General features: G+C 29.7%; 6 protein-coding genes. All 6 read left to right on the top strand.

Features of this window, described 5'->3' with window-relative positions:
- Nucleotides 1-742: 742 nt before the first annotated feature.
- The 6 genes from ACQKMD_RS21285 (at nucleotide 743) to ACQKMD_RS21260 (ending at nucleotide 7,401) form a co-directional block, all read left to right on the top strand.
- Entirely contained in the window at nucleotides 743-1,168 is a 426-nt protein-coding gene (locus tag ACQKMD_RS21285) for a hypothetical protein (RefSeq protein WP_427754517.1), read from the top strand.
- Between the two features lie 420 nt (nucleotides 1,169-1,588).
- Nucleotides 1,589-2,827 carry a DEAD/DEAH box helicase family protein gene (locus ACQKMD_RS21280; protein WP_427754516.1) on the top strand — a complete coding sequence of 413 codons (1,239 nt, stop codon included), beginning with the start codon at nucleotides 1,589-1,591 and terminating at the stop codon, nucleotides 2,825-2,827.
- 186 nt (nucleotides 2,828-3,013) lie between these two features.
- Nucleotides 3,014-3,502, top strand: a complete 489-nt coding sequence (locus ACQKMD_RS21275) for a hypothetical protein (protein ID WP_427754514.1) — start codon at nucleotides 3,014-3,016, stop codon at nucleotides 3,500-3,502.
- An 842-nt stretch (nucleotides 3,503-4,344) separates the two neighbouring features.
- Nucleotides 4,345-6,432 carry an HsdM family class I SAM-dependent methyltransferase gene (locus ACQKMD_RS21270; RefSeq protein WP_427754513.1) on the top strand — a complete coding sequence of 696 codons (2,088 nt, stop codon included), beginning with the start codon at nucleotides 4,345-4,347 and terminating at the stop codon, nucleotides 6,430-6,432.
- The gene (locus ACQKMD_RS21265; RefSeq protein WP_427754512.1) at nucleotides 6,422-7,039 is read left to right on the top strand and encodes a restriction endonuclease subunit S; all 618 of its coding nucleotides are present in this window, start codon (nucleotides 6,422-6,424) and stop codon (nucleotides 7,037-7,039) included. The genes ACQKMD_RS21270 and ACQKMD_RS21265 overlap by 11 nt, the downstream gene beginning before the upstream one ends.
- 149 nt (nucleotides 7,040-7,188) lie before the next feature.
- Nucleotides 7,189-7,401: a hypothetical protein gene (locus tag ACQKMD_RS21260; protein ID WP_427754510.1), complete on the top strand. Its 213-nt coding sequence runs from the start codon at nucleotides 7,189-7,191 to the stop codon at nucleotides 7,399-7,401.
- The last annotated feature ends 670 nt before the right edge of the window (nucleotides 7,402-8,071 follow it).

Raw genomic sequence — 8,071 nt, 5'->3', positions numbered from 1 at the left:
ATATTCGAATTCATGGAACACTGGGCTATTTAACACCGGTGGAATTCAAGCAGCAGTCCTTATAAAAGTTGTCCAGTTTAGTGTTGACATACCAGCATTTTGCTTTAAGGGGGAGTGGGTATAGTTCGTATAAGATACTAGAATAAACTAAAGTTATTAAAGATTGTGTATAGAAATAAATGGGTAAAATCAGGTTTTTATATATTGATAGTCTTATTAGTTATTTGAGATTTCTTGTGGGTAGTAATCAATTAATTACCTTTTTATACTAAGTATTTTTGGGGTTGAGATGAATGGGGGGTACTTTTAACAAAAGTGAAGGAGGAGTATCTAGTAAATACTATTAGCACTTCCGTCCCTGCAATCAGGGTGTTTTGTAAACGAATATTTGGAAACAAATAGAGAGTTGAATTCGATAAATTAAATCAAAAACTGTAACAATTAATTGATTGGTATATGCTAATTTTTATTCTGAAAGTGGTGAAATGATTAAGTTAGGATTAGTCTAGTTGAACGTAATTAGGATTTGGATAAGGTGATTGGGTAAGGGTGAAATAATATATTTGTAGCTATGTAGAGGGAATGGTAAAAAAATATATTGTTAAAAATAAGATAAGGTGCTATAATCAGAACACTCCTAATTTAAATATATAATATACCTATAATACTATAGTACATGAAAAGTATATCTGTTGTCAACAGAATTTTAAAATTGGAGAAAAAAATATTGGAGATGAAAATAATGGAAATGAATCAAGTAGAAGTTGTAGTGGATGAATCTAGCATTAGTTTACAAATTGTTTATGATTGGGTAAAAGGAGAGAGAAAGGTATCGAATGAACTAACAACACGATTATCTCAAACTCCGCAGTTTAAAGGTTTGATTAAGGAGAATATTAATGAGATTGATATTCAGTTAGCTTATTATGAATATCGTTCATCAATTGATTCATATGTGGAATATGATGCGTACGGATTACCTAAGGTGATTGACCCTCACGAGGATGAAATACGAGTATTGCTTGAAATAAAGAATAGAGAACAGGAAATTAATGATGCAAGTGGCTTCTTGTATGGAACCAACGGTGGTAACTATTTAAATGCTTTGCACTCTTTGAATAGTATATTTTCTCAGGAGAATACTAGTAAAAAAACAAGGGGTAATTGATTTGCTTAATTTTCTTGATAAAAATGAATAGAAGAATTCGAAACAATTATAGGAAAGAAATTAATAAGTAAAGTACATCTTAATGAAGATGACATAGAAGACATAGATTAAATTGGACAACCATTTATACATAATAACAACATGAATAAAAATAATTTCACAGTCGCAACGATAGTTGTGACTGTGGAGACGATGAATCGGAGCGAAGCGGAGATTTAACGGCTTGGGTTTTGTTAATGGAGAAAAAGAAGAAACATTATTTTAAGCACTTTTATATATTCTTTTTTAAGAAGTAAAGCCTGAAACCGTTGGTACAAAAGGGTTTATTTTTAGTTTTTGCACTTTTGCATATTATAAAATGCAGTACATCTTTATAGAATAATTCTAATGCACCTTAAAAAATAGAAAGGAAAGTTTAAATTGAAAAAAATAACAGTTATTGATTCGATTATGGGGAAAGGTAAAACATCATGGTCAAAGGAGTATATGAACCGACATCAAAAAAGTAAAAAGTTTATATACATTTCTCCTTATTTAGACGAAATACATAATAACATTTTAATTGATTGTCCATTTCTTGTAGAACCAGACTCTAAGCTTGGCAAAGGAAGCAAGCTAAACCACTTCAAAGAATTACTTACAAACGGACAGAGTATAGTTACAACCCATGCATTATTTAGATTGTTAGATGATGAAGTCATGGAACTATTAAAGGATGCGGGGTACATATTAATTCTAGATGAAGTTGCTAATGTTATTGAGAAATTGGAAAAGGTGACAAAGCAAGATATTGGGATTCTATTAGACTCCCACAAGATTGAAGTAAGAGATAGAAAAGTAATTTGGCTTGACGACAGTTATAATGGTGTATTTGATAGTCGCTATGCAAATATAAAATATCATGCACAGCAAGGGAATCTTTATTTGCATCGAGATGTATTATTTTGGACATTTCCTGCAAAAGTGTTTGATTTATTTGAAGAAACTTACATATTGACATATTTATTTGATGGGCAAATTCAAAGATATTATTATGATTTATTTAATATAGCGTATACATATAAGGATGTTGAAAAATTAGGGAATACATACTGTTTAGTTGAATATGATTCACATTCAGAAGGTCGTAGTAGATATAAGAACTTAATTAATATTTATGAAGGGAAGATGAATTATAACTATGTATCAGATGGAAAGGTAAGAGGAAATGAACTCTCTGCAACTTGGCTAAAAAATGCGAATGATGCAGTAGTAGGACGACTAAAGAAAAACTTATATACATACTTTAGATGTTTTGGGAAATCTAAAGATAACTTATGGACAACCAAGAAATCAATGCAGTTCAAGCTTCAAGGTAAAGGTTATACAATAGGCTTTATTCCATGGACGACAAGAGCAACAAATGAACATCAAAACAAGAGGAATTTAGCTTTTTTTTACAATCGTTATTTGAATCCAATCGAAAAGACCTTTTTTACAGATGTAGGGGTTAAGGTTAATGAGGATTTACTAGCTGTAAGTGATTTATTACAGTGGATTTGGAGAAGTGCAATTAGAAAGGAAGAACCTGAATCAATTAAAGTCTATATTCCAAGTTTAAGAATGAGAACTTTATTATATAAGTGGCTTAACAATGAAGAAATAAAATTTAAAGCTTAAAAAGTAGGAAACTTCTATAAAACACCTCCACTCCCATAATCTTAAAAAACCTTACTGAATCAAACAATTAAGAATTATGTTTATATTAATAAAATGTTTTTGTGGCTTTTTGGGTGAAAAATGACAAAAATATAAATTAATTTACTTTTAGTTTTATGAAATATTTTATAAAGAATGAGGGATTTAATGGGAAATAACATATTAGAGGAATTTACAAAAAACTCAAGAAATACGGCTTATAAGTTCGTTTATGAAGAAAAAGTAGAAAAAGTTCGTGTTTTTGATAACTGGGGATATGAGATTAAACCTGAAGTAGCTGTTTCTTTAATTGAAGGAATGACAAATGCGTATATTAATATGAGCCAAGAAGATATGATTAGGCTTAAAAAACAAAATGCTGACAATGAAATTGAACATTATATTTTTCAAAATGGTCCAAGTGCAATTAATTCAGAGTTTAGAAAAACATTAAAAAAAGATTGGGGATTTACATGTAAAACTTGCAAGAAAAAAGTATCAAGTAAAAATGATACAAGCTGGTGGAGAATTTATGGTCATTATCATCAATCTAATGATAAATACTGTTCAAAAAAATGTATTCAACTAGTTATAGATGAAATACAAGAAAGAATAAAATTCCGAATATACGAACGTTTTGGAGTGGAAAATAATTAGAAAAAGTCTCATAAAGTATATAATGTAGAGAAGAACAAATATAGTAAAGAGCATCGTTCATATAAAAAAAGTAAATACATAATAAGTGAATAATGGTTATTAAGGCAGTCACTGTATTCAAGAGTGATTGCTTTTTTAACGTTTATTAAATAAACATTTGCCTAGTATAACTGCGAAAACAACTCATAATTAAGTTTTAAAGTAGCTTTATATGTGTTTATGGAAAGGGGGATTTATCAACTTATTACCAGTATCACAATTGAATTTACAATATAGCTATACCATCCCCTCAATCTGTGTTAAATATGTATACCGTATGAAATAACAAAAAATCAGCAAGAATTATGTTTATAGAGGTATTTCTTTCGTACGAGAATGTACGTCTACCACAAGAAATTATTTGTATATAAAATTGTAAAGAATGATGTTATTAAAGGTAATTCTATCAATGAAAGTGTATATGTACCGTATGAATATTCCATAGTAATGGATAAATAGAGAAGATGGGAGTTATAGATAACTATAATAAAGGTTTTGTCGATGAGCTATTTAAAGTTTCTTATAAATTCTTGAGGTATTGTACGAAGTTCTAATAGCTGTGTATAATTTAAATTAGAAGCACTAATATACTCTACTCTGAATAGGGATAGAATATTATATTCTTCTTGTTTAAGGTGGAGGGATAATTTCTACATTTTTTATAGTTGATGATAAAAAAGAGTGTTAGGTAAGTTTGCTAACACAGTATCAAAAGAAATTTTGAGTCGAAGCGAAAAGAAAAAACTTAAAATTAGAATTGGATATTTAAAATGTATTATTAATAGAATAGGTGGAATGAATTGATGGGAGAAAAAGGTTCTGTAGATACTAAAATAATTGATAAATTAAAAAGTCAAGGTTATGAATCAAGTGAATTTAATTATAATTATATAATTCCTTCTAATGGCAATGCTGAGATTAAACCCTTACGAGGGAAGAAGTTTTTATCTAAAAGTTTAAAAGAATCTCGAATGGAATTAGAATTTTGTATCTTTTCTGAAGGCAAAAAAAGAGCAGAAAAAAATAAAAGACTTATTATTATTGAGGACAAAAAAGATAGCGGAAAAATGGGTTCTTTTGAAACAATGCATAAAGAAGAAGGACTATATAAGTATGCATTAACTGATTTGTATCACTATGCGAAAGAATTATTAAGTAAAACTAGTGACATAAAAGAAATATTTGGGATTGCTGTAGCAGGAGAGGAATTAGGAGCTAATGCTCTATATTTCTTTAAAGAAGGTGCAGTAATTGATAAGTATGTAAAAGAATTGGTTGATATTGGCGATAACATAAAAATGGTAAAGATACCATGTTTTAAAGAATGGGATAGAATTGGCAAAGACAAGCTTTCTACATATATAAATGGTGATATTTTAAGGTTAAGTTCGATTGATTCTATAGAAAATGTAACCCATGTAAAATCTGTAGCAGCGAAGTTATCAAAAAGTATTGATGTTTCGTTGAAATTAGACCCATATAAAAGATTACTATTGGTTTGTGGATTGTTAATAGGTATAAATGAAGATGACACTATTATTGCTCAATTTAATGATAGAAAAGGACCGTCATTATTATTTGAAACTATTAAAGAAGCGCTTCCTGAAAGTAAGTTTGATACTGCCAAGAAAAAACAGTTATTAAGAAGTTTTTATTTCATAAAAGAAGAACCAGAGCTGCAAACAAATGTCATTAACAAAAAAGGGAAAGTTTTGGATATGCCATTGAAAATAATTACTGATGAACTCTTAACTAAGTCAGCTGTTGGCTATTCTGTAGTAGACTTAATGAAAGAAAGCACACATATTGACCTGTTAGGTTATTTATTTGATATATTTACTAAGTATATGGCTATAGGGGGGAGTGCAGGGGATATAGTTTTGACTCCAAGTCATTTAACAAAGTTTATGTCGGATATAATTTCTATAGATGAAAATGATTACATCTTAGATATAACTGTAGGTACAGGTGGATTTTTAATTGCTGCAATGAAGCGCATTGAAAATTTGATAATGAGTGATACTACTTTGTCTTTAACAGAGAGGGAAAAGAAAATAGAATCTATAAAAGCAGAAAATCTATGGGGTGTAGAATTTGATGCTAATATGTTTGCTACTTGTGTATCCAATATGATGTTACATGGAGATGGTAAATCTCATATATTTAGAGGAGATTCTTTAATAGGTAAAGAGCTAACAGGTGAAAAAAGAAAATTAGATGTTGTATTTGAAGGTGTAGAATTTACAAAATTATTATTTAACCCACCATACGATAATCATTTAGAATATGTAAGAAATGGATTATCCTATATGAAAAAAGGTGGGAAAGCCGCAATTATTATTCCTAAAAATACATTTAATAAAAGTACTGAAAGACAGGATGCTATAAAAGAAGAAATTTTCTTAAATAATAGATTATTAGCAGTTATAGATTTACCAAAAGGACAATTTAAAACAAAAAATAAGACTGTAGGTACAGATGTTGCTATATTTGTATTTGAATCAGGTTTTCAACAAATATTTAAAGAAGAAATAGAGGTTGATAATAAAGTCAAAGAGATTGGTGATATTGTAACATTTATTAAATTAAAAAAAGATGAAGTGCATACTAAGGGTGCTAAAAGAGGGTTGCCTTCAGAAAAAACAGAGAAAATATACGAACATTTAACAGATTATATTGTTAATAATTTCTTAGATGATACTTTATTATCAAATAGTGAATATTTCGAAAAACCTTTGAAGAAAAAAGTAGTTAAATATAAATTTATGTATAAAGATTATGCATCACTACCAGATATAAAACCTAAAGAAGAAGATTTCTTGGAAACTATCGGTAAGTATTTAGATTTCATTGCTAAGGAAAGTAAACGGAGTGATAATGATGATATTTAAGAGATTTAAAATTAAAGAACTTTTTTCTATAACTCCTTCTAATACTATTGGTGGTAATGTTAACGATGACATGATTATTAGTGACGTTGGTAAAGTTCCTTTTATTACTAATACTATAAATAATAATGGATTAGGAGGTTATAGCCTATATCCTGCTAATAATAAGGGAAACGTTATTACTCTAAGTGATACAGTAACATCTGTATATGAAACAATTTACTATCAAAAGAATGATTTTATAGGTAAAAGTCATTTGCAGGTATTAAAACCATTATTAATAGAAGATGAGAATGGCATTGAGAAGGAGCTTTTTCAATTAACAGAAAGAATAGCTTTATATATTATAACGAGTATGAAAAAATCAGTTAAAACGGGTGAGTTTGATTATGGCACAAAGTTTAACCGTGATGCGATAGCAGATACAATTATTGAACTACCCGTAGAAAATGAAAAGAGTGAGTTACCAGATTGGGGTTATATGGATAGTTATATTAAGGATTTAATACCTAAATACTTTGAGGTATTGGATGCTCAAGTTGAGGAATTAAAGAGAAAAAATGAGTCATATAAAAGCGAATTAACTCCAATTATAAATAGTTTAATCTAGGAGGAAATAAGTTCAAATTGGTTTTCAGCACTGTGTTTTTTCTGGATATAATTAAAAACGAAAACGTTGTTATATTGGCGTTTGTAAGCGTAATGTATGACATTACATCTAAGCCAACAGAATTTAGTGCCTTAAATGGAGGGGAAAACTTGAAATTTGTATATTATAACGATACTGGCAGAGAAGTAAGCATACATCCAGCAACCGAGGTACATGGCACAAAATGTGATATGTCAACAATTCAACCATTAGAAATGCGGACTTTTATTCTACCTGAAAACACATATCCTTGGGTGAAAATGTGGGATTATGGAGAAGAAGATGGTCTTAGTATTTTAGTCTCTCCTGAAACTGAGGAGTAAAATTTTCATGTTATTAAAAGTTAATAATGAAGTTCGGATTGTGGATGAGAGTCATACATGAATTCACAGTAGTACCACAGGGCGGTCGTAAAAGCTGTGTTAAAAACATTTTAATGGTAATGTTGACCTGTAACTCTCATACGAATTGAGGTTGCTTATGAAACAATTCCTTTTAATAACTAATTGATATACAATGGAATCAGTAAGGTCTTTGAACCTAGTTCGTAAATATGTAATACTCTCTAGTGGAGAAAATCGTTAAGTATATAATTATGGAAGGCTCTCAATCGCTTGTGGCTCTAGGGGCTGGCTATTGAAGCGTGAATCCTAAATAGGCAAGATACACGCGTAGAAGCTTGAGTATTGGAGTTTCTGGACGCGGGTTCGACTCCCGCCGTCTCCATATTTAAATTTAGCAGTAGAAATGCTGTTAAATCAATGTTTAAACAAAGTTAGGGTGATTTGATAGGAGTTAAACTCTTATTGAATTGCCCTTTTTTGTTGTTAAGGGAAATTACATTATTTATTCGAGCATAGACCCACTAAATTCGAGCATAGTAATTCACTTTAATTGGAGTGGTGTGTCAACACTAAACTGGACAACTTTTATAAGGACTGTTGCTTGAATTCCACCGGTGTTAAATAGCCCAGTGTTCCATGAATTCGAATA

This window comes from Viridibacillus sp. NPDC096237, assembly GCF_050278625.1.
In the GTDB taxonomy this organism is placed as follows: Bacteria; Bacillota; Bacilli; order Bacillales_A; family Planococcaceae; genus Viridibacillus.
Note: the sequence above shows the minus strand (reverse complement) of the source record. Positions and strands in the feature narration are given on the sequence as shown.